Origin of the sequence: Streptomyces sp. NPDC048211 (assembly GCF_043202315.1) — a bacterium.
Classification (GTDB): Bacteria; Actinomycetota; Actinomycetes; order Streptomycetales; family Streptomycetaceae; genus Streptomyces.
Map to the genome: position 1 here is coordinate 1,033,783 of NZ_JBIDAD010000001.1, position 23,915 is coordinate 1,057,697.

Here is a 23,915-nt window from a genome sequence, read left to right on the forward strand (position 1 = left end):
CGATGGGCGCTCAGCTTCGCGTTTACAAGCGCCGCATCCAAGCCGTCACCGCGACCAAGAAGATCACCAAGGCGATGGAGATGATCGCCGCCTCGCGCATCGTCAAGGCGCAGCGCAAGGTGACGGCGTCGATGCCGTACGCGACCGAGCTCACCCGTGCGGTGACCGCGGTGGCGACCGGCTCCAACACCAAGCACCCGCTCACCACCGAGGCCGACGCCCCGGTGCGGGCCGCGGTCCTGCTCCTCACGAGCGACCGCGGTCTGGCCGGCGGCTACTCCTCCAACGCCATCAAGGCGGCGGAGAAGCTGCGGGAGCGGCTGGCGGCCGAGGGCAAGGAGGTCGACACGTACATCGTCGGCCGTAAGGGTGTCGCCTACTACGGGTTCCGCGAGCGCAAGGTTGTGGAGTCGTGGACCGGCTTCACCGACAGCCCGGAGTACGCGGACGCCAAGAAGATCGCCGCGCCCCTGATCGAGTCCATCACGAAGGACACGGCCGAGGGCGGCGTCGACGAACTGCACATCGTCTTCACCGAGTTCGTGTCGATGATGACGCAGAACGCGGTCGACGGCCGGATGCTGCCGCTCTCGATCGACGAGGTCGCGAAGGAGAGCACGGAGAAGGACGAGATCCTTCCCCTGTTCGACTTCGAGCCGTCGGCGGAGGACGTCCTGGACGCCCTTCTGCCGCGCTACGTCGAGAGCCGCATCTACAACGCACTGCTGCAGGCTGCCGCTTCCGAGCACGCCGCCCGCCGCCGCGCGATGAAGTCGGCGACCGACAATGCCGGGGATCTGATCAAGAGCCTCTCCCGGCTTGCCAACGCGGCCCGCCAGGCCGAAATCACCCAGGAAATCAGCGAGATCGTCGGCGGTGCAGGTGCGCTGGCCGACGCGTCCGCGGGGAGTGACAAGTAATGACGACGACAGTTGAGACGGCCGCTGCCACGGGCCGCGTCGCCCGGGTCATCGGCCCGGTCGTCGACGTGGAGTTCCCCGTCGACGCGATGCCGGAGATCTACAACGCCCTGCACGTCGAGGTCGACGACCCGGCCGAGGCCGGCGCTCGTAAGACGCTGACCCTCGAAGTCGCCCAGCACCTGGGTGACGGCGTGGTCCGCGCGATCTCGATGCAGCCCACCGACGGTCTGGTCCGCCAGGCCCCGGTGACCGACACGGGCGCGGGCATCACCGTCCCCGTCGGTGACATCACCAAGGGCAAGGTGTTCAACACCCTCGGTCAGATCCTGAACGAGCCGGAGGCCGAAGCTCAGATCACCGAGCGCTGGCCGATCCACCGCAAGGCCCCGGCCTTCGACCAGCTCGAGTCCAAGACCGAGATGTTCGAGACCGGCCTGAAGGTCGTCGACCTGCTGACCCCGTACGTCAAGGGCGGCAAGATCGGTCTGTTCGGTGGTGCGGGCGTCGGCAAGACGGTCCTCATCCAGGAAATGATCATGCGTGTGGCGAAGCTGCACGACGGTGTGTCGGTGTTCGCCGGCGTCGGTGAGCGCACCCGCGAGGGCAACGACCTCATCGACGAGATGACGGACTCGGGCGTTCTGGAGAAGACCGCGCTGGTCTTCGGCCAGATGGACGAGCCGCCGGGCACGCGTCTTCGCGTGGCCCTGTCCGCCCTGACCATGGCGGAGTACTTCCGCGATGTGCAGAAGCAGGACGTGCTGCTCTTCATCGACAACATCTTCCGCTTCACGCAGGCCGGTTCCGAGGTCTCCACGCTGCTCGGCCGCATGCCGTCCGCAGTGGGTTACCAGCCGACCCTGGCCGACGAGATGGGTGTGCTCCAGGAGCGCATCACCTCGACGCGTGGTCACTCGATCACCTCGATGCAGGCGATCTACGTCCCCGCGGACGACCTGACCGACCCGGCCCCGGCCACCACGTTCGCCCACCTCGACGCGACGACGGTTCTCTCCCGTCCGATCTCCGAGAAGGGCATCTACCCGGCCGTGGACCCGCTGGACTCCACGTCCCGCATCCTGGACCCGCGCTACATCGCGCAGGACCACTACGACACGGCCAGCCGCGTCAAGGGGATCCTGCAGAAGTACAAGGACCTCCAGGACATCATCGCGATCCTCGGTATCGACGAGCTGGGCGAGGAGGACAAGCTCGTTGTCCACCGTGCCCGTCGCGTCGAGCGCTTCCTGTCGCAGAACACCCACGCCGCCAAGCAGTTCACCGGCCTGGACGGTTCGGACGTTCCGCTCGACGAGTCGATCGCCGCGTTCAACGCGATCTGTGACGGGGAGTACGACCACTTCCCCGAGCAGGCGTTCTTCATGTGCGGTGGCATCGAGGACCTGAAGGCCAACGCCAAGGAGCTCGGCGTCTCCTGAGCCTCCGGCTCACCGAGGGGGGTGGGTGTGTCCCGCCCCCCTCACCACGCCCCGTAGAATTGACCCAACACCCGGCATGACCGCCGGGTGGTGACCCGAGGAGCCACCCTTGGCTGCTGAGCTGCATGTCGAGCTGGTCGCCGCGGACCGCAGTGTCTGGTCCGGCGAGGCCACCCTCGTTGTCGCACGTACCACGTCCGGCGACATCGGCGTCATGCCCGGTCACCAGCCGCTCCTGGGTGTGCTGGAATCGGGCCCGGTGACGATCCGTACGAGCGAAGGCGGCACCGTCGTCGCCGCTGTGCACGGTGGATTCATCTCGTTCGCCGACGACAAGCTCTCGCTGCTGGCGGAGATTGCCGAGCTGGCCGACGAGATCGACGTCGAGCGCGCCGAGCGTGCGTTCGAGCGTGCGAAGTCGGACACGGACAGCGCCGCCGAGCGCCGCGCCGATGTGCGACTGCGTGCGGTGGCGGTGCACTAGTCACCCCGCGAAACGGCTTTACCCTCAGCCGCGGCCCGAGCTGGAGACCCCTCCAGACCGTGTCGCGGCTGAGGCGATGCAGGTGCAGGTGAAGTTCGGGCGGTATCCGTTTACTCGATGACGCGAGGAGGTCGGTGGAGATGGTCCTCGCGCTGTGGGTGGGCGGACTCGTCGTCGCACTGGTCCTGATGGGGCTCTTCGTCTTCGGTCTGCGCCGGCGGCTGATTCAGCGCTCCGGCGGGACCTTCGACTGCAGCCTGCGATGGAACGTGCCGGCGGAGCCCGATCTCTCGGGCAAGGGCTGGGTGTACGGAGTCGCGCGCTACCACGGCGACAAGGTCGACTGGTTCCGCGTCTTCAGCTACTCCCCGCGTCCGCGCCGGGTGCTGGAGCGCTCCTCGATCGAGGTGGTCGCCCGTCGGCTGCCCGAGGGCGAGGAGGAGCTCGCGCTGCTCTCCGACGCCGTCGTGCTCGGCTGTCTCCACCGGGAGACCCGCCTGGAGCTGGCGATGAGCGAGGACGCCCTGACCGGATTCCTCGCCTGGCTGGAGGCGGCACCGCCCGGCCAGCGAGTCAATGTGGCTTGACCAGGGGCCTCGTTGGAAGGGGGCACCTCCCGGACGAAGTCCGGGGAGGGTGAACGTGGCCTGAGGCCGCGTACGGCAGACACGAAAACCGGGGAGACAGGGGGCGGACCTGTCTCCCCGGCGCTTTTCGGGGGTTACACGATGAGCCGTGCGGTGGGGACTACTTGAGACCGCTGTTCATCGCGCTCACGAGCTCACCGTTGCTGGTGTCCCCGCTGAACTCCCAGAAGAACGCGCCTCCCAGGCCCTGGTTCTTCGCCCAGGTCATCTTGGACGCGATGGTGGCCGGGGTGTCGTAGCTCCACCAGTTGGTGCCGCAGTGCGCGTAGGCCGTACCGGCGATGGTGCCGGTGGAGGGGCAGCTGTTCTTGAGGACCTTGTAGTCCTCGATGCCCGCCTCGTAGGTGCCGGGGGCCGCGCCGGTGGCGGTGCCGCCGGGTGCGTCCTGGGTGACGCCGGTCCAGCCGCGGCCGTAGAAGCCGATGCCGAGCAGCAGCTTCGAGGCGGGGACGCCCTGGGCCTTCAGCTTGGCGATGGCCTCGGTGGCGGTGAAGCCGGCCTTAGGGATGCCGCTGTACGAGGTGAGCGGGGAGTGCGGGGCGGTCGGGCCCTTCGCGTCCCAGGCGCCGAAGAAGTCGTACGTCATCACGTTGTACCAGTTCAGCGACTGAGCGGCGCCCGCGTAGTCGGCGAGGTCGATCTTGCCGCCGGCGGAACCGTCGGCCGTGATGGCCGCGGTCACCAGGTTGCTGCTGCCGAACTTGGTGCGCAGCGCCGAGGTGAGCGCCTTCAGCGAGGCCGGGCCGCTGGTGTCACAGGTCAGGCCACAGGCGTTGGGGTACTCCCAGTCGATGTCGATGCCGTCGAAGACATCGGCCCAGCGCGGGTCCTCGACCAGGTCGTAGCAGGACTGGGCGAACGCGGCCGGGTTCTGTGCGGCCTGGCCGAAGCCGCCGGACCAGGTCCAGCCGCCGAAGGACCACAGGACCTTGATGTGCGGGTACTTCGCCTTGAGCTTGCGCAGCTGGTTGAAGCTGCCGCGGAGCGGCTGGTCCCAGGTGTCGGCGACGCCGTCGACGGACTGGTCGGCGGTGTACGCCTTGTCGTAGTCGGCGTAGGAGTCACCGATCGTGCACTTGCCGCCCTGAACGTTGCCGAAGGCGTAGTTGATGTGCGTGATCTTCGCCGCGGAACCGGAGGTGTCCAGGTTCTTGACGTGGTAGTTCCGGCCGTAGACGCCCCACTCGGCGAAGTAGCCGAGGTTGACCTTGGAGCCGGTGCCGGGGTCGGTACCCCCGCCGCCGGTGGTGTGCACCTTGACCGCGCCGCTGGCCGGGCCGGTCTGGTCGGCGGTGTCCCGGGCCTGCACGGTGTACGAGTAGTCGGTACCCGCGGTGAGGCCGGTGTTCGTGTACGTGGTTCCGGTGACCGTGGCGACGACGGCGCCGTCCCGCAGGACGTCGTAGTTCTTGACGCCCTTGTCGTCGGTGGCCGCGCTCCAGCTCAGCTTCGCCGAGGTGTCCGTGATGGCGCTCGCGGTGGGGGTGCCCGGCGCCGAGGGGGCGTTGTCGCCGGGGACGCTGCCGCCGTCGCAGGAGGCGCCGTTCAGCTTGCAGCCGCTGGGGGAGCCGGAGCCGGTGCCGTTGAAGCCGAAGGAGACGCTGGCGCCCGGTGCGACCGAGCCGTTCCAGCCGAGGTTCTTGGCGGTCCAGTGGGTGCCCGAGCTGGTGACGGTGGCGTCCCAGGCGGAACCGGCGGCGGTGCCGGCCGGGAAGTCCCACTCGATGGTCCAGGAGCTGAGGGCGGTGGTGCCGGTGTTCTTCACCGTCCACTGGCCCTCGAAGCCGCTGCCCCAGTCGGACTTCTTGAGGTAGGTGGCGGTGGCCGAGGTCGCGGCCTCGGCCGGGGAGGCCATGCCGACCATGGCGGCGAGCGGAAGGAGCAGTGCGGTGAGGCCCGCGACGGCTCTGGATCTGGTGGCTTTTCCGGCCCCGAATCTGAATCGGGTCCGGCGGGGGGTGTCAGTGCTCAACGGTGCTCCTCGGGTGAGGTCCGGACAAACGGGGTGGTCCGTGGACTGCAAACCCTGCGCCGCCCTGAGCTCGCCTTGTCATGGCGGGCTCACCGCAGTGTGCTCGGTGAGATTAGGAAGGTCTGGACCAATCGTCAAGAGGTCCAGACCAAAGTTCGGAGTCGGGTGTGCTTAAACCTCAGACGCCCAACTCCTGTGCCAGCACCGCCGCCTGGACCCGGCTGCGCAGTTCCAGCTTTCCCAGCAAGCGGCTGACGTGCGTCTTCACCGTCGCCTCGGCCATCGAGAGCCGTACCGCGATCTCCGCGTTCGACAGCCCCTCCCCGAGACAGCCGAGCACCTCGCGCTCGCGTCGCGTGAGCGTGTCCAGGACCCTCCTGTCGTGATCTTCCGACGGTCGAGCGGGTGCGGTCCCGGCGAACTCCGCGATCAGCCGGCGCGTCACCGACGGGGCGATCAGCCCCTCGCCGCGCGCCACCGTGCGCACCGCGTCGAGCAGCCCGCGCGCCTCGGTGTCCTTCAGCAGGAAGCCCGACGCCCCGGCCCGCAGCGCGCCGAACACATAGGCGTCCAGGTCGAACGTCGTCAGCACCAGCACGTCCGCCAGCCGCTCCGCGACCACCTGCTTCGTCGCGGACACCCCGTCCAGCCGGGGCATCTGGATGTCCATCAGCACCAGATCCGGGCGCAGTTCGCGGGCCAGCCGGACCGCCTCCTCGCCGTCCCCGGCCTCCCCGACGACCTCGATGTCCGGTGCGCTGCCCAGGATGAGCACGAGCCCCGCCCGTACGGCCGACTGGTCCTCGGCGACCAGCACCCGGATCGTCATGACGCCACTCTCCCTTCCTCGACGGGCAGTTCGGCCCGTACGTGCCAGATCCTCGTCCCGCCCGTGCCGGGTGCGGGGCCCGCCTCGAAGGTGCCGCCGAGCAGCGCGACCCGCTCCCGCATTCCGATCAGCCCGGCGCCCGAACCCGGGGCGCGCGACCCGGGCCGGTCCCCGAGGACGCTGGACACCTCCACCGTCAGCCCGTCCTTCGTCTGCCCCAGCCGTACCGTGACCGGGCCGGGCGCGGCGTGCTTGAGCGCGTTGGTGAGGGACTCCTGCACGATGCGGTACGCGGCCAGCTCGACCGGGGCGGGCAGCCGGCCGGGGCCGGTACGGGCGTCGTCCAGGGTGCAGGTCAGCCCGCTGGACGCGGCGTTCGTGCGGTGCTGCCCGATGAGGGCGTCCAGTGAGTCGAGGGTCGGCGAACTGCTCGGCTCCGGATCCGCGGCCCCGGTGCGCAACAGCCCGATCAGGCGGCGCATTTCGGCCAGACCGTCGACGCTGTTCTCGCGGATGACCCCGAGGGCGTCGCGGGAGGTCGCCGGGTCGTCGATGGAGAGCGCGGCGGTGGAGTGGATGGCGATGGCGGAGAGGTGGTTGGCGACCATGTCGTGCAGTTCGCGGGCCATCCGGGCGCGTTCGGCGGTCACCGCCTGCGCGCGGTCCATCTCGGCCAGCAGGGCGGTCTGGTCGGCGCGCAGCCGGGCGGTCTCCGCGGCGTCGCGGTGGTTGCGGACACTGACCCCGGTGAGCGCGGGCACGAAGGAGACGAGACCCGTGACGATGCCGATGAGCAGGGCCTCGGCGTCGCGGAACCAGGCCAGGAAACCGATCGTGACCCCGACCGTGATCAGGAAGGTGGTCACGGGGATGCGGCGGGCGGCCGCCGGGGTCCCGTACAGCACGGCCGCGTACATGAGGTCGGTGTACATCAGCAGGGTCGCCAGGTTCCCGCGCGTGAACTGGTCCGCGACGAGGGCCAGCGTCCCGATGACCAACGCCGTCTGCGGTGCGCTCCGGCGCAGCAGTTCCAGTGCCGACATCACGGCGAGCGGGATGAGCGCCGGCCACGTCGCGTCGAAGAGGCGGCCGTTCTGCATGTGCAGACCGAGCAGCGACAGGACCGTTCCGCCGAGCAGCCCGACGGCCGCGATGAGGACGTCGCTGCGGTGGGGGCGGGGCAGATGGCGCGTACGGGCCGGAGAGAACACGCTCCCATCCAACACGCCGGTCCGCCGGCAGCGCGTCCGTACCGGGAGTGAACCGCCACTACATCGAAGGATGCAGTGCTCTTTCGTCACCGGGGCCGATGATCCGGGACGGCCGTGCCGCCAGGCTGGAAGGGAGCGAAAGGAAACGGACCGTGATCGTCACACTGATCGTTCTCTGCGAGATCGCCTTCTGGGTGCTGCTGGCCGCCGGACTCACGCTGCGTTACGCGGCGAAGAAGCCGCGCCTGGGCGCCGCCGTGCTGCTCTGCGAGCCGCTGCTGGAGGTCGTCCTGCTGGTGGTGACGGCCGTCGACCTGAAGAACGGCGCCGCTCCGGACTGGAAGCACGGGCTGGCCGCCGTCTACATCGGCTTCACGCTGGGCCTCGGTCACTCCACGATCCAGTGGATCGACGCCCGGGTCGCCCACCGCTTCGCGGGAGGCCCGCCACCGGTGAGACCGCCGAAGTACGGGATGGCACGGGCCGCGCACGAGTGGCGGGTGGCCGGGCGGTGGACGGTGGCCGCGGTGACGGCGCTGGCCCTGCTCCAGGCGGCGGTCTGGTACGTCGGGGGAGACGGGGACACGGCGTCGCTGCGGTCGTGGCAGCAGACGATGCTCTTCGTGATCGGCATCAACCTGGTGATCGCGGCGAGCTACACGCTCTTCCCGAAGAGGGACCCGCGGGGCGGCGCGAAGCAGCTGCCGCGCCCGCCCGGCTGAGGCCCCGGTCGCCGGGCGGGCCCGGTCTCACCGTTCGCCGCCCGGCACCCACAACACGTCGCCGACCTCCTTGTTCGCCACCCGGGCGAGGATGAACAGCAGGTCCGAGAGGCGGTTGAGGTACGTCGCCGTCAGCGGGTTCATGACCTCGCCGTGCACCTCCAGCGCCGCCCAGGTGGACCGCTCCGCGCGCCGGACCACCGTGCAGGCCTGGTGCAGCAGCGCGGCGCCCGGGGTACCGCCCGGCAGGATGAAGCTGCGGAGCTTCTCCACCTGCTCCAGGAAGTGGTCGCAGTCCGCCTCCAGCTTGTCGACGTAGAACTGCTCGACCCGCAGCGGCGGGTACTTCGGCTCCTCGACGACCGGCGTCGACAGGTCCGCGCCCACGTCGAACAGGTCGTTCTGCACGCGGACGAGGACCTTCACGACGTCGTCGGTCAGCTGCCCGAGCGCGATCGCCGTACCGAGGACCGCGTTGGCCTCGTTGGCGTCGGCGTACGCGGAGATCCGCAGATCGGTCTTGGCGGTCCGGCTCATGTCGCCGAGGGCGGTGGTGCCCTGGTCGCCGGTGCGGGTGTAGATACGTGTCAGGTTGACCATGCGGTCAGCCTAGTGACGACCGGTGCGCGCCGGCGAGCGGCCTCCCGGCGCCCCGCTGGTCGTCAGGCGCCGGCCTTTCTGAAGACGCGGGTGCCCACTGTCACGGCGAGGGCCGCGAATCCGAGGGCGACCAGCACGCCGTACAGCATGTGCGCGGTGGCGTACGAGCCCACGTACGCGTCCCGCACCGCGTCCACGAGGTAGCGCAGCGGCGTGAAGTGCGACAGCACGTCCAGCCATCGGGGGCCCAGCGTCATCGGCAGCATCAGGCCGGAGAGCAGCATGGCCGGCATGGTGAGCGAGTTGATCACCGGCCCGAACTCCTGCGGCGTGCCCACCTTCATGGCCAGGGCGTACGAGAGCGAGGCCAGCGAGAGTGTCAGCAGGCCGACGAACGCGAAGCCGATCAGCACGCCGGGCAGCGGGGCGCGCAGCCCCATGAGTACGGCGACGAGCACCAGCAGCACCGCCTGGAACATGAACAGCAGCGCGTCGCGCAGGGCCCGGCCCAGGAGCAGCGCCGTCCGGCTGACCGGGGTGACCCGCATCCGTTCCATGACCCCGGTCGACTTGTCGATGATGACGGCGAATCCGGCGAACGAGGCACCGAACAGGCCGAGCTGGAGCAGCAGCCCGGGGACCAGGACCTGCCAGGAGTCACCGACAGGGCCGAGCGGCAGCCCGGTGAGCAGCGGGCCGAAGAGGAGCAGGTACAGCAGCGGCATGAGGATGCCGAAGAGGATCTGGAACGTGGAGCGCAGGGTCTGCCGGGCATACCGCCCGAAGACGAGCGCGGTGTCGTGGACAAGCATGGGACTCGATTCCTGTGGGACGGGCCTCAGACGGCGACGGGTGCGGCATCGGCGGAGGCGGGGGCACGGCCCGTGATCGCGAGGAACGCGTCCTGGAGCGAGGCGGTGGGCGAACCCGCGTGGATGGTCTTCAGCGCGGCCGGCGTGCCCTCGGCCACGACCCGGCCGCCGTCGACGACGACGAGCCGGTCCGCGAGCGCGTCCGCCTCGTCGAGGTAGTGGGTGGTCAGCACGACGGTCGTGCCGTGCGTGTCGCGCAGCCGGCGCACCAGGTCCCACAGATCGGCGCGGCTGCCCGGGTCGAGCCCCGTGGTCGGCTCGTCGAGGAAGAGGAGGGCCGGGCGGTGGGTGAGGCCCATCGCGATGTCGAGCCGCCGCCGCTGGCCTCCGGAGAGGGTGAGCGTCCTGCGGTCGAGCAGTCCGGTCAGGCCCAGCTCGGCGGCGAGCTCCGAGGCCCGGGTCACGGCCTCGGCCTTGCCGAGCCGGTAGAGCCGGCCCTGGGTGACCAGCTCCTCCCGGACGCTGATGTGGGGGTCGACGCCGCCCGACTGGGCCACGTATCCGCATTTCTTCCGCACGCCCGCGGGGTCGGCGAGCAGGTCGCAGCCGGCGACGGTGGCCGCGCCGCCGGTGGGGGCGAGCAGCGTGGTGAGCATGCGCAGCGTGGTGGTCTTGCCGGCCCCGTTGGGGCCGAGGAGCCCGACGATCTCGCCGGTCGCGACCGTCATGTCGAGGGAACGGACGGCCTCCACCGGGCCGGTCTTCGAGGCGAAGGTCCGGGCGAGCCCGGCCGTGCTGATGATTGGCATAGCGACCACAAAAACAGAGTCACTGAAAAATTGCAATGACACCAAATATTCATCAACCCCAGAGCGTCCTACGATGAGTCCATGACTGAGGGACTCAGGGAGCGCAAGAAGCGCCGGACCAGGCAGTACCTCTCGGACGTGGCCACCGGTCTCTTCCTGGAGCGGGGATTCGACGCGGTCACGATCGCCGAGATCGCCCGCGCCGCCGACGTCTCGGTGAACACGGTCTACAACTACTTCCCGACCAAGGAGGACCTCTTCCTCGACCGCAGCAGCGGCGTCGTCGACCGCCTCTCGCGGTACGTCCGGGGCCGGGACAGCGGCGAGTCCGCGGCCGACGCCGTTCTGCGCGAACTGCGCATCCAGGTCGAGGGCGTGTCACCCACCGTCGGGCTGATGGAGGGCTACGCGCGGTTCATGCGGGTCATCGAGGGCGCGGACAGCCTCAAGGCCCGGCTCTGGCACGTACAGCAGGAGGTCCTCCAGCACCTGGAGGGGACGCTCCAGGAGGAGTGCGGTGACGGGCCCGGGGACCGCACGGCGAGCCTGGTGGCCGGCCAGCTCGCCTGGGTGCACGCGACGCTCATGGCGTACATCGGCGGCGAGATGGTGGCGGGCCGCAAGCCCGCCGAGGTGTCCCGCGACGCCCTCGTCCTGCTCGACGACATCGAGGACCTGCTGGGCGAAAAGGTGCTCAACTACGCCCGGCGCGCCGCCGAATGACGCATCCCGGTGTGATGTCCGTCATTTGAGACGTGACGCGCATCTCTTCACCGCCTCAGCGCCCCTCACGGGTACTAACCTCCGCCGGAGAGCATGGAACAGCAACCGTCGAGAATGCATAGGGGTGCCACCGTGGCCAGGAAGCTCGCCGTCATCGGCGCCGGACTCATGGGGTCCGGTATCGCGCAGGTCTCCGCCCAGGCGGGCTGGGACGTCGTGCTGCGTGATGTCACCGACGCGGCCCTGACCCGTGGCCGTGACGGCATCAAGGCCTCCTACGACAAGTTCGTCTCCAAGGGCAAGCTCGCGGAATCCGACGCCGAGGCCGCGCTCGCCCGCATCACCACGACCACCGATCTCGACGCCGTCGCCGACGCGGACATCGTCGTCGAGGCCGTCTTCGAGAAGCTGGAGGTGAAGCACGAGATCTTCCGTTCCCTCGACAAGATCGTCCGGGACGACGCCGTGCTCGCCTCCAACACCTCCGCCATCCCGATCACCAAGATCGCGGCCGTGACGGAGCGCCCGGAGCGCGTGGTCGGTGTGCACTTCTTCTCGCCGGTCCCGATGATGCAGCTCTGCGAACTCGTGCGCGGCTACAAGACCAGCGACGAAACCCTTGCCGCAGCACGGGAGTTCGCGGAGTCGGTCGGCAAGACCTGCATCGTGGTCAACCGTGACGTGGCCGGCTTCGTCACCACCCGGCTGATCTCGGCGCTCGTCGTCGAGGCCGCCAAGCTGTACGAGTCGGGCGTCGCCTCGGCCGAGGACATCGACATCGCCTGCAAGCTCGGCTTCGGCCACGCCATGGGGCCCCTCGCCACCGCGGACCTGACCGGCGTCGACATCCTGCTGCACGCCACCGGCAACATCTACACCGAGTCCCAGGACGAGAAGTTCGCCGCCCCGGAGCTGATGCGCCGGATGGTCGATGCAGGTGACATCGGCCGCAAGAGCGGGCAGGGCTTCTACACCTACTGATCGTTTCGGCCCCCCGGCCGCCTGATCCGCCGTCGGTCAGGCCCGGGGTTCCGGGGGGCGGCCTCCGGGACCGAGCGGGTCCGCAGTGGATGCGCAGGGGTTCCACGGTGGGCCCGGGTCACTCCACGGAGTGAATTCGGTATCGGTTCGCTTACAGACGGCAACTTCCCTGTCGTTGCCGCAGTCAGTTGGGGCAGAGACAGTTTCAGACAGACCGACCAAGCCACGGAGCTTCCAGGGGAGCGCATATGCACATCAGGGGCGACCACGCCGAGCTGGTCGTCGGGGGCCGCCTCGACGTCCGAAGCGCGGCGGACGCCCGTACGGTCCTGCACTCGGCCCTCGACGACGGAGTCGGCGATCTGGTGCTCGACCTGACCGAGCTGGATTCGTGGGACGCCACCGGACTGGGCGTCATCATGGGCGCCCACCGCAGGGCCGGGCGCGCCGGACGGCGGCTGGTGCTGCGCGGCGTACCTCCGCAGATGCAACGCCTGCTGGTGGCCACCCGGCTGCACCGCATCCTGGCCATCGAGGGCGGAATCGCCGCGGAATCCCTGCCGCGCGTCTGAGGACGCCCGGCGGCGGACGCCTGCCCCGGCTGCCGGGGCGAAGCCACACAATCCTCACGAGACCGTGATCTGTGGGGCGGCGCGGCACCCCGGATGTTCGTAGATACTGTGCGAAGGTTTAGGGTTCGGCCGTCTGCCGATTGACGGACCCACCTGGCGGACACCGGACCGGAAGCGACAGCTGGACGTGCGAGGCCGGGAGGGGCAACCGTGCTCGACGCGTCTTGGGGGCTTTGGCGATGGACCCGATACACCGGGGGCCGGAAGAGTTCGGCCACGACGGCAACGGCTTCGCCGAGGAAGCCGGCCGACGCCGTCCTTCCCGCGATCCGCTGACGCCTGATTTCGGTCAGCAAACACCGCAACAGGCGCGCATCGTCCCGCTCATGGCCGGCGACCTCCTGCTCACCGTCAACCCCGTCGACGGCAGCGAGGTCGAACCCTGCCCGCCCGGGGAGCAGCCCGCCGCACCCGTCCGGCGCACCCCGGCGGAGCGGGCCGAACGGGAGCGGGCCGCGGCGCCCCCCGTGCCGCCCGGACCGCCCGTACCCCGGCTCCCACTGCTGCGCCGCGAGGACGAGCGCCAACGGCTGACGCGTCTGCTCGCCCGCGGCCGCTCCGTACGGCTCACCGGACCGGCCGGTTCCGGCCGAACCGCGCTGCTGAACGTCGTCGCCGCGGACTGCGCGGAACTCGCACCCGACGGAGTCGTCCGGCTCAACGGACACAAGCGCACCGTCACCGACCTCCTCCACGGACTCTTCGAGGCCGTCCACGACGCGCCGCTGCACCGCCCGGACCGGGAACTGCTGCTGGAGAAGCTGCGGTCGACCGGTGCCGTCGTCGTCCTCGACGACCTGGAATTCGGCGGCGCCGCACTGGACGAGCTGCTCGACGCGACGCCCGAATGCGCCTTCCTGCTGGCCGCCACGCCCGATGTGGCCGCGCCCGGCCCCGACTCCCACCTCGAAGAGGTCTTCCTCGCCGGCCTTGACCGCGCCGCCTCGGTCGACCTGATGGAGCGGGTGGTCGAGCGCAAGCTCACCGAGGAGGAGGCCGGCTGGGCCGGCGACCTCTGGTTCGAGTCCGAGGGGCTTCCGCTGCGGTTCGTCCAGGCGGGCGCCCTGCTGCGCCAGCGCGACCTGCTGAGCACCGACCCGACCGCGTACGACGAGTACGGCTACCTGGAGAACCGCCCCGCCGGGGAGCCGCCGGCGCCCGACGACGCCGACGGATCGGCTTCGGTGCCGCTGCCCAGCCTCGGCGAGGGTGCCGCGCCCGCGGCCCTGCTCGCCTCACGGCTGAGCGAGGCCGCGCGCGACACCCTGCGCTTCGCGGTCGCGCTCGGCGGCGAGGTGCCGCACCAGGCGCATCTGCCGGCACTCGTGGGGGACACCCACGCCGACGCGGCGCTCGGTGAGCTCGCGGGCTGCGGGCTGCTGTCCGCGGCAGGCTCCCGCTACCGGCTGGCCGCCGGCGTCCTCGCCCAGCTGGAGGCCGCCGGATACGGCGAGGGAGTGACCGACCGGGCCCGGACCGTGGCTCAGCACTACGCCTGGTGGGCCGGGCACCCCTCCGTCACCCCCGCGCGCGTGGTGGCGGAGGCCGACGCGATCATCGCGGCGATGGCGCAGCTGGTGCCGGGGGACGGGGCCGGGCAGACGAGTGTCGCCGTGCTGCTGGCCGGCAGTGCCTCGCCGGCCTTTGCCGCCGGGCTGCACTGGAGCGCCTGGGAGAGGTCCCTGAGGCTCGGCCAGGAGGCCGGCCGGATCGCGGGCGAGGTCGCCGAAGAGGCTTACTTCCACCACGAGTTGGGCGTACTCGCCCTCTGTACCGGTCAGCTCGACCGGGCCAGGGCCGAGCTGGAGACGTCCATCAGCATGCGAGGGGCGCTCGCCGACAAGTCCGGCGCGGTCGCCGGGCGGCGCGCGCTCGCCCTGGTCGAGGACCGTTCCGGCGGCCCGGTCGTGGGGGGTGTCACGGCGGTCGGCGGCGAGATACCGCCCAACCCGCTTCTGGCGTCGCCGCCGCGCGGTGTGCCGGCCGCCATACCCGTCTCGGTCCCGCGGCCTTACTCGGACGAGACCGTCGTCGTGTCCGCGCGGAGTGCTCCGCCGGCGTCCGGCGGGGCGGAGGGCGGCCGTTTCGCGATTCTGCGCGGGGCCCGGCGCAATGTGGTCGCCGCCGGTGCGGGCGTGCTCCTGGCCGGAGTGCTCGGCACCGTGGTGACCCTCGGGCTCACCTCGAACAGCGAACCGCAGGGTGACCCGGGAGCCTCGACCGACCAGTCGGTGACCGAGGGCGGTGACACCGAGGAGGAGCTGCCGGCCCAGGAGCCCACGGACGGTACGACTCCGTCCGCGGGGGCGTCGGGTTCCGCGTCGGCGTCCGCGTCGTCGTCGACGCCGGGCCCCTCGGGGAGCGAGTCCGTGCCGGCGGGCGGAAGCGGGGCGTCGTCCCCGGGTGCCACGGCTTCGGAGACGACCCCGTCGTCGCCCGGCGGTTCGTCGCCGGACAAGCCCTCGCCGACGCGTACGAAGCCGACGCCGACGAAGCCGACGCCGACGAAGTCGGATTCACCGACGTCCAGCCCGTCGTCGACGCCGCCGGAGCCGAGTGATTCGCCGACGCCCACGGATCCGGAGACGACGGAGCCGTCCGACCCCGACACGTCGGACTCGGCCAGCGGGACTTCGGGGCCGGACGCGAGCCCGTCGGTGGTCTGAGCCGGCGCGGAGGGTGCGGCCGGGGGCGTCTGCGCGTTCCCTCGGTCGCCGGTGCGGCCGGGGGTGCCTGCGCCTTTGCCTTCGGCGCCTGACGGTCCTGGCGGGTGCGCCTGCGCGTCGGCCTTCGGTCCCTGAGGTCCTGGCGGGTGCGCCCGTCCGGCGGGTCTGCCCCTCTCCGCGGAGAGGGGTCCGTCCTCAAGCGCCGGACGGGCTCGAAGCGTCCGACGGGACCGGGCCCCGGCCGAACCGCGCACCGGGCCCCGGCGGACCGGCCCCGCGGGGCCGGTGCGGTCAGAAGAGCCTGAGCTTGTCGTCCTCGATGCCGCGCATCGCGTCGTAGTCGAGCACCACGCAGCCGATGCCCCGGTCCGTCGCCAGCACGCGGGCCTGGGGCTTGATCTCCTGGGCGGCGAAGATGCCCTTCACCGGTGCCAGATGGGGATCGCGGTTGAGCAGTTCCAGATAGCGGGTCAGCTGCTCCACGCCGTCGATGTCGCCGCGCCGCTTGAGCTCGACCGCCACGGTCTGCCCGTCGGCGTCCCGGCACAGGATGTCGACGGGGCCGATGGCGGTGAAGTACTCGCGGCGGATGAGGGTGTAGCCCTCGCCGAGCGTCTCGATCCGGTCGGCGAGCAGTTCCTGGAGGTGCGCTTCCACGCCGTCCTTGATCAGGCCGGGGTCGACACCCAGCTCGTGGGACGAGTCGTGGAGGATTTCCTCCATCGTGATGATCAGTTTTTCGCCCGCCTTGTTCACGACGGTCCAGACGCCCGCGGTGTCGTCGGCGCCCTCCTTCAGGGTGCAGGGCGGCGACATCCAGTTGAGCGGTTTGTACGCCCTGTCGTCGGCGTGAATCGACACGCTCCCGTCCGCCTTCACCAGGATGAGGCGGGGAGCGGAGGGCAGGTGGGCCGTGAGCCGGCCGGCGTAGTCCACGGAGCAGCGGGCGATGACGAGACGCATGGTCGGCAACGCTACTCGACGACGGGTGCTCGACGCGATTCACCCACCCGTCACTCCATCCCCGCCCGGGAGTGACGCTTTCTGGCTTGCCCCTCTTTGAACCCCTTCGTTGTTGGCCGGTTGTGTTCCCAATCTCCTGGTGCGGCCCGGACTGCGCCCTTACCGTGGATGCAGGAGGTCGCCGTGCGTGCACGCTGCGTCGCCGTCCTCCTTCCCTGCCCGTAAGGCCCCGGCCTCCGCCGGGGTCGCGAGAGGAGAACCCATGTCGCTCGACGTCTCACCGGCGCTGTTGGAACAGGCCGAGCGAGGCGAGGTCGACGAAGCCGACTTCGTCGACTGCGTCCGGACCTCCCTGCCCTACGCATGGGAGATGATCAGCTCGTTGGTGGCTCAGCTGAAGGTCGACGGCGGGGAGTTCGCCGACAACCAGACGCCGCCGCCCAACGAGCAGGCACGTGGTCAGCTGCTGCGTGCGCTCGCGAGTGATGCGATACGCGGCGCGCTGCAGCGGCACTTCGGAGTGCGCCTCGCATTCCAGAACTGCCACCGCGTCGCGGTGTTCCCGCTGGACGCCTCGGTCGACGACCGGCTGGCCCGATTCACCTCGGTGAGGGGCCAGTTGCTCAATCAGTCGCCCGAACTACGGGACTGCTGACGTCTTTCGCTGCCGTTCCGGGCCGCGGGAGGTGCGACTGGTCCGGGGCGGCAGCTCCCGTACGTACACCGTGAAACCCATCTGTGTGGGTCATTCGAGGAGCGGCAGCACCTCTGTGCCCAGCCGCGCTACGTTCTCCTCCGTGGCCACGAGATCTCCGGAACCCTCCACCAGGAGCGCGAAGCGGGTGATGCCCGTGCGCTCCGCGGTGGCCGCGAGTCGGTCGGCCGCGAGCCGGGGCGGCCCGACCGGATGAATCCCGCACAGCAGCTCCGTGTACCCGACCGGGTCGCGCATCACCCGGTGTCGGCCGTCGACCGTCACATGGGCGCTCAGCCCCTGTCGCAGCCAGCCGGGCATCGCCTTCACGAGCGTCTCCCGGGCGTCGTCGGCGCGGTCCGCGATCTGGGCCACGCCCGCGGACACGTGCCCCGCCTCCCGTACGCTCTGCGGCGAACGGCCCGCGGCGAGGGCGCAGGAGCGCCAGAGGGCGACCATCTCGGCCTTCTCCTCGTCGCCGCAGTGCATCCCGAGCAGCATCGGCAGGCCGTTTTCGGCAGCCAGTTTCACGCTCTTCGGCGAGGTGCACGCGACGATCACCTCGGGACCGCCGGGGCTCTCGCCGCTGTCCTCGTCGAGCAGTTCGTCGGCCCGGGGGACCACCGCCACCTCACGGAAGCCGTAGCGCTCCCCGCGGCCCGACACCCGCGCCTCGCGCAGCCAGTCGAGCAGCAGCCCCAGCGACTCGGGGAAGCCGTTCTCGTAGGCCTCCAGACCGCCGCCGAACACCTCCAGGTCGATCCAGGGCCCGCCCCGGCCCACGCCGAGCGTGAACCGGCCGCCGCTGGTGAGGTGGAGCAGCGCGGCCTGCTCGCCGAGCGCGACCGGGTGCTGCGTCGGCAGCACGCTGACCGCCGTACCGACACGGATTCTGCGGGTGCGGCCGAGCAGCAGCGCGGCCAGCGTCACGGCGGACGGGCACACCCCGTAAGGCACGAAATGATGTTCGGCCAGCCAGACCGAGTCGAGGCCGGACTCCTCCGCGACCTCGGCGGACCGGATCGCGCGATGCAGCGCCTCACCGGGTCCCTGCCCCGGAAACTGGGCTGCCAGTACGAACGTTCCCACACGCATCGCCAGATACCTCCTTGCGGCCGACGCGGCTCTCCCCTACCGGCAACAACGTCTGACACGTGCCAAAGGCACGGTCCAACGAGAAGTTGTTGCGATTTTCCGCTAACCCGTCCCGTCCCGGGCGGTGCGAGACGTATGCCCCCGCCGAATGGCCCTACGCTGGACGGGAACTGCCCAGCCCTGCCCCGTGAGGTGTCACGTGTCCCCGCGCCGCAACCGCCCCCGAGGCGGCGAGAGCCCTGCCGACAGCGCGAGCGCGGAGGGGGACCGGTACGGCGGGGGAGGGCGCGCGGAGGAGTGGCAGGGCGAGGAGTGGTCCGTCCGCCCGGTCAGCGGCGCGAGCGCGGCGGGCAAGCGCTACCGGTGCCCCGGCTGCGACCAGGAGATCCCCTCCGGCGTCCCGCATCTGGTGGCCTGGTCCGAGTACGGCGGGATCGACGACCGCAGGCACTGGCACAAGGCCTGCTGGAACGCGAAGGACCGCCGCACCACACGGGTGCAGCGGTCCAGGAACGCGCCTCGGTACTGAGAGCCGGCCGTACTGGAGCCGGCCGTCGGCTCAGACGTCGCGGCTGTTCATCGCCAGGTAGGCGCCGCCCAGGGCCGCGGCGGTCACGCCCAGCATGATCCACAGCGGGTCCCAGCCGGACGGCCCGCCGGACGAGGTGACCGAGTTGTCGTAGAAGATGCTCAGCTGGTTGGGGATCGAGTACTCCAGGAGCCACCTCTGGAGCGACGCCAGCGACTCGGAGAACATGAAGATCGCGAGCACGAGCGGCAGCAGCACCACACCGATCATGATCGTGATCGCTCCGGCCGAGTGCCGGATCAGCGCGCCGACCGCCAGCGAGAGCAGCCCGAGCGTCGCGATGTAGAGACCCACGCCGACCGTGCTGCGCAGCCACTCGTCACCGCTGGGCGCCGCGGAGTCCAGGATGGACGTCTGGATCAGGGCGACGACCGTGGTCAGCACCGTCGTCAGCACGAAGGTGAGCAGGAAGAAGACGATCGCCTTCGCGCTGAGCACCCGGGCCCGGCTCGGGCAGGCCGTCAGCGTCGTACGGATCATGCCGGTGCCGTACTCCGACGCGATGGTCATCACGCCGAGCGTGATCACGCAGATCGTTCCCAGGAGCACCCCGAAGAAGCCGAGGCTGAGCACCGGGGTGTCGCTGATGTCGGCGTCGGAGGCGCTGACCACGACGGCCGACAGCACCCCGATGGCGAGCAGCAGCACGATCATGACGCCGAGCGTCCACATCGTGGAGCGCACGGAACGGATCTTGGTCCACTCGGAGGCGAGCGCGTCGCCGAGGGTGGCGGGGCGCACCGGGATCGGCGAGGTGTAGTAGCCGGCCTGCATGCCCTGCCCGTGCTGCTGGGAAGCGGGCGGCTGCTGGTACCCCTGCTGCTGGTACGCCTGCTGCTGGTACGGCGCCTGCGGCGTGGACGGCGTGGACGGCGTTGTCATCGGGAGTCCTCGCTGGTGTCGCTCTTGGTCAGGTCTGCGGGGGGTCCGGCGGGCGCCGCCGGGGCGGGAGCGGGAGCGGCGGCGGGAACCGCCGGCGCGGCTGCCGGCGCCGCGGGTGCCTGAGCGCTCGCGTACGGGTTCTGTCCGGGCGGCGGCGGGGCGTACCAGCCCTGCTGCGGCACCTCGGGAACGCTCTGCTGGGGCGGCGCGTAGCCCTGCTGCGGTCCGTATCCGCCGGGCGGCGGCGGTGCCTGCAGATGGGCTACGTGGTCGGCCGTCGAGCGGTAGTCCACGGCGCCCTGCGTCATCCGCATGTACGCCTCCTCCAACGAGGCCTGGTGCGGCGAGAGCTCCCACAGCCGGACGTCCGCCTGATGGGCCAGATCACTGATCCGGGGCAGCCGCAGGCCGGTGATCCGCAGGGCTCCGTCCGGCTCCGACATGACCTGGCCGCCCGCCTCGGTGAGGGTGGTGGTGAGCTTCTCCCGCTGCTCGGGTCCGTCGTCCGGCACCCGGACCCGCGCGAAGTCGGCCGAGTTGGCCGAGATGAACTCGGTGATGCTCATGTCGGCCATCAGCTGACCGCGGCCGATCACGATCAGATGGTCGGCGGTGAGAGCCATCTCGCTCATCAGGTGGCTGGAGACGAAGACCGTACGGCCCTCGGACGCCAGCATCCTCATCAGATTCCGGACCCAGAGGATGCCCTCCGGGTCGAGACCGTTGACCGGCTCGTCGAAGAGCAGCACCTGCGGGTCGCCCAGCAGGGCGGCCGCGATGCCCAGGCGCTGCCCCATGCCCAGCGAGAAGCCCTTGGACCGCCTGCGCGCGACGTCCTGGAGGCCGACGACGCCGAGCACCTCGTCGACGCGGGCGGCCGGGATGCCCGCGAGCTGGGCGAGCGAGAGCAGGTGGTTGCGGGCGCTGCGCCCGCCGTGCACGGCCTTGGCGTCGAGCAGCGCTCCCACCTGGCGCGGTGCGTTCGGCAGACTGCGGAAGTCGTGGCCGCCGATGGTCACCCGGCCGGCCGTCGGCCGGTCCAGGCCGAGAATCATCCGCATCGTCGTCGACTTGCCCGACCCGTTGGGGCCGAGGAACCCGGTGACGGCGCCGGGCCGCACCTGGAAGGAAAGGTTGTACACGGCCGTCTTCGCGCCATAGCGCTTGGTCAGGCCGACTGCCTCGATCATGCTCCAGCCCCATCGACTTATCTGTCGTCGGGGCACAGGCCATCGGCCGCACGCCCCCCGTATGAGTGAGGAGGATATCCAGGCCTTGACGGTTCCGGCCAAGTCGTACCGGGGCGAGTCGCTCGCGGAACCGCTCCCCTTCGGCCCTTCCCGCGGCCGGTCCCGCGCCGCGGACCGGGATCCGCGGCACAGCGGGTCAGGCGTCGCGCTTCTTGAGTACGAGGAAGCCGCCGAGCACCGCGGCCGCCACCCACGCCACCATGATCAGCAGCCCGGCCCACGGCCCGTACGGTGCCGGATCGCTGTCCATCGCGTCGGGCACCACCTGCATGATCTTGGACCCGGCCTGGTCGGGGAAGTACTGGGCGACGCTCTTGGCCCCCGGGACGGCCGACAGGATCTGCGAGACCAGGAAGAAGAACGGCATCAGGATGCCGAGCGACAGCATGGAACTGCGCAGCATCGCCGCCACGCCCATGGAGAAGAGCGCGATCAGCCCCATGTAGAGACCGGCGCCGAAGACCGCCCGCAGCACGTTGTCCTCGCCGATGCCGGTGCTGTGGTCGCCCAGCAGGGCCTGGCCGAGGAAGAACGAGACGAAGCTGGTGACCATCCCGACGACCAGGGCCAGCACACCGGCCACCAGCATCTTGCTGAAGAGGAAGGTGGCGCGCTGCGGCACCGCCGCCAGGGAGGTGCGGATCATGCCGGAGCTGTACTCCGTACCGACCACCAGGACACCGAAGACGACCATCGCCAGCTGGCCGAGAATCATCCCGGAGAAGCTGATGAAGGTGGGGTCGAAGGTGGCCCGCTCGGCGTCGGAGAGGTCGTCGAACTGGGCGTTCATCACCGCGCAGAGCGCGGCGCTCATCGCCACGGTGACGACGAACGCGCAGATCAGCGTCCAGGTCGTCGAGGAGACCGTACGGATTTTGGTCCATTCGGAGGTCAGGACCGCGGGTACCGATGCCATCGTCGTCACGCCCCCTGTCCGGTGCCGGGACCGCCGCCGGCCCCGGGGCCCGGGGCGTCGCCGGGTGGCCGGTTCCACTGATCGCCCCAGTGCGGCCCGACCGGCGGCGGCTGCGCCCCGCGCTCCGAGTGCGCGTGGTACTCCACCGAGTCGGCCGTCATCTGCATGAACGCCTCCTCCAGCGAGGCCCGCTGGGAGCTCAGTTCGTGCAGCACGATCGTGTGCCGGGCGGCGAGCTCACCCAGTGCCTCGGTGGTGGCGCCGTCGATCTCCAGCGTGCCGTTGCCCGACTCGACCGCCACGATTCCCTCCGCGTGCAGGACGTCCCGCAGCCGCTCCTGCTGCGGCGAGCGCAGCCGCACATAACTGCGGGAGTTCTGGTGGATGAAGTCGGCCATCGACGTGTCGGCGAGCAGCCTGCCCTGTCCGATCACGATCAAATGGTCCGCGGTCAGCGCCATTTCACTCATCAGATGCGAGGAGACGAAGATCGTCCGGCCTTCCGCGGCAAGGGCCTTCATCAGATTGCGGATCCAGTGAATTCCCTCGGGGTCCAGACCATTGACGGGTTCGTCGAACATCAGGATCTCGGGATCGCCGAGCAGTGCCGAGGCGATTCCCAGGCGCTGGCCCATACCGAGGGAGAACCCCTTGGATTTCTTCTTCGCCACGGCGGTCAGACCGACGGTGTCCAGGACCTCCGCCACCCGGCTCTGCGGGATCCGGTTGCTCTGGGCGAGACAGAGGAGGTTGTTGTAGGCGCTGCGACCACCGTGCATCGACTTGGCGTCCAGCAGCGCGCCGATGTACTTCAGGGGCTCCGACAGCTCGCGGTAGTGCTTGCCGTCGATGCGTACCGATCCGCTGGTGGGGTTGTCGAGATCGAGCATCATCCGCATCGTGGTGGACTTGCCCGCCCCGTTGGGTCCCAGGAAACCCGTCACCATCCCCGGCTTGATCCGGCACGACAACTGGTCGACGGCAACCTTGTTGCCGAAGCGCTTGGTGAGGCCATCAAGCTCGATCATGCGATCACGCTAGAACGGCCGCGCGCCCGGCGCCACCACAAAGGCGGAACCGGGCGCGCAAGGGGCTGCGACCGAGCAGGTGATCAGCGGGTCTGCTGGGCGGGGACGCCGCGCGTGGCGGGCTCCTCGTCGGCGGGCGAGCCGGCGGCTGCCACCGCGGCACCCGTCAGCGTCGCCAGCATCTCGCGGACGTTGGTCAGCTGGGCGTTGATCGAGTCGCGGCGGTTGGTGAGCGCCGCCAGCTCGCGCTCCGATTCGCTGCGGATCCGGTCGGCCTTCGCGTTGGCGTCGGCGACGATGTCCTCGGCCTGGCGCTGAGCGGTCTCCACCGTCTGACGGGCGCGGCGCTCGGCGTCCGTGCGGAGCTTCTCGGCCTCCAGGCGGAGCTGCTCGGCGCGGTGCTCGATCTCGGCCAGACGCTTCTCGGCCTTGGCCTGACGGGACGCGAGGTCGCGCTCCGACTGGTCGCGGCGCTTGGCCAGGTTGGTCTCGAAGTCCGCGGCGGCCTGGGCGGCCTTGGCGCGGGTCTCCTCGAAGAGGGCGTCGGCCTCCTCGCGCTTCTGGGCGGCGTCCTTCTGCGCGTCCGAGCGCAGCGTGTTGGCCTCACCCTGGGCCTTCTCGACGATGCGGACACCGTCGTCCTCGGCCTTGGCCTTGCGCTCGGCGGCGAAGGTCTCGGCGTCGTTGCGCACCTGCTGGGCGGCGGACTCGGCGAGCTCGCGGTGCTGCTCGGCGGCGCGACGGGCCTCCTCACGCAGGTCCTTGGCCTCCTCCTCGGCAAGGCGGAGGATCTTCTCCACACGCGCGCCGAGACCCGCGTACGACGGCTCCGCGTCGTTCACCTGGGCCTGGGCGTTCTGCGTTTCGAGGTGGAGCTCCTCGATGCGCTTTTCCAGAGACGTGATGCGGGCGAGAGCACTATCACGGTCGGCGACGAGCTTGGTAATGCGGTCATCCACCTGACCGCGGTCGTAACCACGTCGCACGAGCTCGAAGCCGAAGGGGGAGGAAGGGTCACTCATGGGGTTCCTGTCGAAGTGAGACCGGT

24 protein-coding genes are annotated in these 23,915 nt (G+C 70.4%); 11 read left to right on the forward strand and 13 right to left on the reverse strand.

The window, feature by feature from the left end:
* The first annotated feature begins 2 nt into the window (after positions 1-2).
* The 4 genes from ACGFZA_RS04785 to ACGFZA_RS04800 all read left to right on the forward strand — a co-directional run bounded on the left by ACGFZA_RS04785 (position 3) and on the right by ACGFZA_RS04800 (position 3,433).
* Entirely contained in the window at positions 3-920 is a 918-nt protein-coding gene (locus ACGFZA_RS04785) for a F0F1 ATP synthase subunit gamma (RefSeq protein ID WP_385276043.1), read from the forward strand.
* The gene (gene atpD, locus ACGFZA_RS04790) at positions 920-2,362 is read left to right on the forward strand and encodes a F0F1 ATP synthase subunit beta (RefSeq protein ID WP_136328753.1); all 1,443 of its coding nucleotides are present in this window, start codon (positions 920-922) and stop codon (positions 2,360-2,362) included. Before ACGFZA_RS04785 ends, atpD begins: the two co-directional genes overlap by 1 nt.
* 109 nt (positions 2,363-2,471) lie before the next feature.
* The gene (locus ACGFZA_RS04795; RefSeq protein WP_148020742.1) at positions 2,472-2,846 is read left to right on the forward strand and encodes a F0F1 ATP synthase subunit epsilon; all 375 of its coding nucleotides are present in this window, start codon (positions 2,472-2,474) and stop codon (positions 2,844-2,846) included.
* Positions 2,847-2,986: 140 nt separating this feature from the next.
* Positions 2,987-3,433 carry a DUF2550 domain-containing protein gene (locus ACGFZA_RS04800; RefSeq protein WP_385276343.1) on the forward strand — a complete coding sequence of 149 codons (447 nt, stop codon included), beginning with the start codon at positions 2,987-2,989 and terminating at the stop codon, positions 3,431-3,433.
* A gap of 160 nt (positions 3,434-3,593) precedes the next feature.
* Here the strand turns inward: ACGFZA_RS04800 and ACGFZA_RS04805 are convergent, their stop codons facing one another.
* The 3 genes from ACGFZA_RS04805 to ACGFZA_RS04815 all read right to left on the reverse strand — a co-directional run bounded on the left by ACGFZA_RS04805 (position 3,594) and on the right by ACGFZA_RS04815 (position 7,505).
* The gene (locus tag ACGFZA_RS04805; RefSeq protein WP_393677122.1) at positions 3,594-5,465 is read right to left on the reverse strand and encodes a glycosyl hydrolase family 18 protein; all 1,872 of its coding nucleotides are present in this window, start codon (positions 5,463-5,465) and stop codon (positions 3,594-3,596) included.
* A gap of 178 nt (positions 5,466-5,643) precedes the next feature.
* On the reverse strand, positions 5,644-6,294 hold the full coding sequence (locus tag ACGFZA_RS04810) for a response regulator (RefSeq protein WP_385276035.1): 651 nt from the start codon (positions 6,292-6,294) through the stop codon (positions 5,644-5,646).
* On the reverse strand, positions 6,291-7,505 hold the full coding sequence (locus ACGFZA_RS04815; protein ID WP_393677124.1) for a sensor histidine kinase: 1,215 nt from the start codon (positions 7,503-7,505) through the stop codon (positions 6,291-6,293). The genes ACGFZA_RS04810 and ACGFZA_RS04815 overlap by 4 nt, the downstream gene beginning before the upstream one ends.
* Before the next feature lie 152 nt (positions 7,506-7,657).
* Between ACGFZA_RS04815 and ACGFZA_RS04820 the strand changes: the two genes are divergently transcribed.
* Positions 7,658-8,227 carry a hypothetical protein gene (locus ACGFZA_RS04820; RefSeq protein WP_393677126.1) on the forward strand — a complete coding sequence of 190 codons (570 nt, stop codon included), beginning with the start codon at positions 7,658-7,660 and terminating at the stop codon, positions 8,225-8,227.
* A gap of 27 nt (positions 8,228-8,254) precedes the next feature.
* On the opposite strand, the gene ACGFZA_RS04825 is transcribed toward ACGFZA_RS04820, so the two are convergent.
* The 3 genes from ACGFZA_RS04825 to ACGFZA_RS04835 form a co-directional block, all read right to left on the reverse strand.
* A complete protein-coding gene (locus ACGFZA_RS04825) occupies positions 8,255-8,827 on the reverse strand; it encodes a cob(I)yrinic acid a,c-diamide adenosyltransferase (protein WP_385276026.1) in 573 nt (190 codons plus the stop codon).
* Positions 8,828-8,889: 62 nt separating this feature from the next.
* The gene (locus tag ACGFZA_RS04830) at positions 8,890-9,639 is read right to left on the reverse strand and encodes an ABC transporter permease (protein WP_393677129.1); all 750 of its coding nucleotides are present in this window, start codon (positions 9,637-9,639) and stop codon (positions 8,890-8,892) included.
* 26 nt (positions 9,640-9,665) lie between these two features.
* Positions 9,666-10,448 carry an ABC transporter ATP-binding protein gene (locus ACGFZA_RS04835; RefSeq protein ID WP_385276020.1) on the reverse strand — a complete coding sequence of 261 codons (783 nt, stop codon included), beginning with the start codon at positions 10,446-10,448 and terminating at the stop codon, positions 9,666-9,668.
* A gap of 81 nt (positions 10,449-10,529) precedes the next feature.
* Here ACGFZA_RS04835 and ACGFZA_RS04840 point away from each other — a divergent pair, with 81 nt between their 5' ends.
* From ACGFZA_RS04840 to ACGFZA_RS04855, 4 genes are all read left to right on the forward strand, one after another.
* Positions 10,530-11,171: a TetR/AcrR family transcriptional regulator gene (locus tag ACGFZA_RS04840; protein WP_393677131.1), complete on the forward strand. Its 642-nt coding sequence runs from the start codon at positions 10,530-10,532 to the stop codon at positions 11,169-11,171.
* 132 nt (positions 11,172-11,303) lie between these two features.
* A complete protein-coding gene (locus tag ACGFZA_RS04845) occupies positions 11,304-12,152 on the forward strand; it encodes a 3-hydroxyacyl-CoA dehydrogenase family protein (RefSeq protein WP_385276014.1) in 849 nt (282 codons plus the stop codon).
* Between the two features lie 248 nt (positions 12,153-12,400).
* Positions 12,401-12,724, forward strand: coding sequence for an STAS domain-containing protein (locus tag ACGFZA_RS04850; protein ID WP_018102617.1), 324 nt, complete (start codon positions 12,401-12,403; stop codon positions 12,722-12,724).
* A 239-nt stretch (positions 12,725-12,963) separates the two neighbouring features.
* On the forward strand, positions 12,964-15,450 hold the full coding sequence (locus tag ACGFZA_RS04855) for an ATP-binding protein (RefSeq protein ID WP_393677134.1): 2,487 nt from the start codon (positions 12,964-12,966) through the stop codon (positions 15,448-15,450).
* 291 nt (positions 15,451-15,741) lie between these two features.
* On the opposite strand, the gene nucS is transcribed toward ACGFZA_RS04855, so the two are convergent.
* Positions 15,742-16,413, reverse strand: coding sequence for an endonuclease NucS (nucS, locus tag ACGFZA_RS04860; RefSeq protein WP_326657926.1), 672 nt, complete (start codon positions 16,411-16,413; stop codon positions 15,742-15,744).
* Positions 16,414-16,675: 262 nt separating this feature from the next.
* Here nucS and ACGFZA_RS04865 point away from each other — a divergent pair, with 262 nt between their 5' ends.
* The gene (locus tag ACGFZA_RS04865) at positions 16,676-17,068 is read left to right on the forward strand and encodes an SCO5389 family protein (RefSeq protein ID WP_136328739.1); all 393 of its coding nucleotides are present in this window, start codon (positions 16,676-16,678) and stop codon (positions 17,066-17,068) included.
* 90 nt (positions 17,069-17,158) lie between these two features.
* Here ACGFZA_RS04865 and ACGFZA_RS04870 read toward each other — a convergent pair whose 3' ends face one another.
* Entirely contained in the window at positions 17,159-18,202 is a 1,044-nt protein-coding gene (locus ACGFZA_RS04870) for an LLM class flavin-dependent oxidoreductase (RefSeq protein WP_393677137.1), read from the reverse strand.
* A gap of 199 nt (positions 18,203-18,401) precedes the next feature.
* On the opposite strand from ACGFZA_RS04870, the gene ACGFZA_RS04875 reads away from it, so the two are divergent.
* Complete coding sequence (locus ACGFZA_RS04875; RefSeq protein WP_385276003.1) at positions 18,402-18,731, forward strand: ATP/GTP-binding protein; 330 nt, start codon at positions 18,402-18,404, stop codon at positions 18,729-18,731.
* 30 nt (positions 18,732-18,761) lie between these two features.
* Here ACGFZA_RS04875 and ACGFZA_RS04880 read toward each other — a convergent pair whose 3' ends face one another.
* The 5 genes from ACGFZA_RS04880 to ACGFZA_RS04900 form a co-directional block, all read right to left on the reverse strand.
* Positions 18,762-19,673 (reverse strand): ABC transporter permease subunit, encoded by a 912-nt coding sequence (locus tag ACGFZA_RS04880; protein WP_393677140.1) that lies wholly within the window; start codon positions 19,671-19,673, stop codon positions 18,762-18,764.
* Entirely contained in the window at positions 19,670-20,863 is a 1,194-nt protein-coding gene (locus ACGFZA_RS04885; RefSeq protein ID WP_393677142.1) for an ABC transporter ATP-binding protein, read from the reverse strand. Before ACGFZA_RS04885 ends, ACGFZA_RS04880 begins: the two co-directional genes overlap by 4 nt.
* Positions 20,864-21,059: 196 nt before the next feature.
* Positions 21,060-21,839 (reverse strand): ABC transporter permease subunit, encoded by a 780-nt coding sequence (locus ACGFZA_RS04890; protein WP_385275994.1) that lies wholly within the window; start codon positions 21,837-21,839, stop codon positions 21,060-21,062.
* Positions 21,840-21,844: 5 nt separating this feature from the next.
* Positions 21,845-22,867, reverse strand: a complete 1,023-nt coding sequence (locus tag ACGFZA_RS04895; protein ID WP_385275991.1) for an ATP-binding cassette domain-containing protein — start codon at positions 22,865-22,867, stop codon at positions 21,845-21,847.
* Positions 22,868-22,950: 83 nt separating this feature from the next.
* On the reverse strand, positions 22,951-23,889 hold the full coding sequence (locus ACGFZA_RS04900) for a cellulose-binding protein (protein WP_385275988.1): 939 nt from the start codon (positions 23,887-23,889) through the stop codon (positions 22,951-22,953).
* Positions 23,890-23,915: the final 26 nt, after the last annotated feature.

Coding starts and splice junctions, on each gene's coding strand:
- ACGFZA_RS04785 (WP_385276043.1), top strand. CDS start 3: ATGGGCGCTCAGCTTCGCGTTTACAAGCGCCGCATCCAAGCCGTCACC.
- atpD (WP_136328753.1), top strand. CDS start 920: ATGACGACGACAGTTGAGACGGCCGCTGCCACGGGCCGCGTCGCCCGG.
- ACGFZA_RS04800 (WP_385276343.1), top strand. CDS start 2,987: ATGGTCCTCGCGCTGTGGGTGGGCGGACTCGTCGTCGCACTGGTCCTG.
- ACGFZA_RS04810 (WP_385276035.1), bottom strand. CDS start 6,294: ATGACGATCCGGGTGCTGGTCGCCGAGGACCAGTCGGCCGTACGGGCG.
- ACGFZA_RS04825 (WP_385276026.1), bottom strand. CDS start 8,827: ATGGTCAACCTGACACGTATCTACACCCGCACCGGCGACCAGGGCACC.
- ACGFZA_RS04830 (WP_393677129.1), bottom strand. CDS start 9,639: ATGCTTGTCCACGACACCGCGCTCGTCTTCGGGCGGTATGCCCGGCAG.
- ACGFZA_RS04835 (WP_385276020.1), bottom strand. CDS start 10,448: ATGCCAATCATCAGCACGGCCGGGCTCGCCCGGACCTTCGCCTCGAAG.
- ACGFZA_RS04840 (WP_393677131.1), top strand. CDS start 10,530: ATGACTGAGGGACTCAGGGAGCGCAAGAAGCGCCGGACCAGGCAGTAC.
- ACGFZA_RS04850 (WP_018102617.1), top strand. CDS start 12,401: ATGCACATCAGGGGCGACCACGCCGAGCTGGTCGTCGGGGGCCGCCTC.
- ACGFZA_RS04855 (WP_393677134.1), top strand. CDS start 12,964: ATGGACCCGATACACCGGGGGCCGGAAGAGTTCGGCCACGACGGCAAC.
- nucS (WP_326657926.1), bottom strand. CDS start 16,413: ATGCGTCTCGTCATCGCCCGCTGCTCCGTGGACTACGCCGGCCGGCTC.
- ACGFZA_RS04865 (WP_136328739.1), top strand. CDS start 16,676: ATGTCGCTCGACGTCTCACCGGCGCTGTTGGAACAGGCCGAGCGAGGC.
- ACGFZA_RS04870 (WP_393677137.1), bottom strand. CDS start 18,202: ATGCGTGTGGGAACGTTCGTACTGGCAGCCCAGTTTCCGGGGCAGGGA.
- ACGFZA_RS04880 (WP_393677140.1), bottom strand. CDS start 19,673: ATGACAACGCCGTCCACGCCGTCCACGCCGCAGGCGCCGTACCAGCAG.
- ACGFZA_RS04885 (WP_393677142.1), bottom strand. CDS start 20,863: ATGATCGAGGCAGTCGGCCTGACCAAGCGCTATGGCGCGAAGACGGCC.
- ACGFZA_RS04890 (WP_385275994.1), bottom strand. CDS start 21,839: ATGGCATCGGTACCCGCGGTCCTGACCTCCGAATGGACCAAAATCCGT.
- ACGFZA_RS04895 (WP_385275991.1), bottom strand. CDS start 22,867: ATGATCGAGCTTGATGGCCTCACCAAGCGCTTCGGCAACAAGGTTGCC.
- ACGFZA_RS04900 (WP_385275988.1), bottom strand. CDS start 23,889: ATGAGTGACCCTTCCTCCCCCTTCGGCTTCGAGCTCGTGCGACGTGGT.